This window comes from Mesorhizobium sp. M8A.F.Ca.ET.207.01.1.1 (assembly GCF_004794715.1).
Taxonomy (GTDB): Bacteria; Pseudomonadota; Alphaproteobacteria; order Rhizobiales; family Rhizobiaceae; genus Mesorhizobium.
In genome coordinates this window covers 1-375 of record NZ_SRUS01000206.1, presented here as the reverse complement: position 1 = coordinate 375, position 375 = coordinate 1, and the positions used below count along the sequence as shown (strand labels likewise).

1 pseudogene is annotated in these 375 nt (G+C 69.9%); it reads left to right on the top strand.

The features are described 5' to 3' along the window. Positions 1 to 375, top strand: a pseudogene (locus EN850_RS34190) (hypothetical protein); the annotation flags it as partial.

Sequence of the window (375 nt, the reverse complement as noted above, 5' to 3'; positions counted from 1 at the left end):
GACCCGGGTGACGGCCTCGATCGAGGCCGAGCGGGGGCGGCTCACCACCGCCGTCACCGAGCAGACGGCGGAAAAGAAGCGGCTCACCATGCTGCTCGAGGCCAAGAAGAGGCTGCAGGCCGATACTGAGGCGGCGCTGACCGCCGAGCAGCAGCACTCGCAGCAGCTTGCGGCCAAGGCCAGCAGCCTCAAGGACCTCATCGCCTCGCTCGAGGCCGACAAGGCGCGCAAGGCGCAGGACCAGGCCAAGGCCGGCGAACGGAAATCGACCGACAGCGACACGACGGCCTCGACGACCGAGCTCGCCGCGTTGCCGGTGCCGGAGGCCAACCGCCTCACGGGGTCGGCGCCGTTTTCGGCACTGCAAGGCCAGAT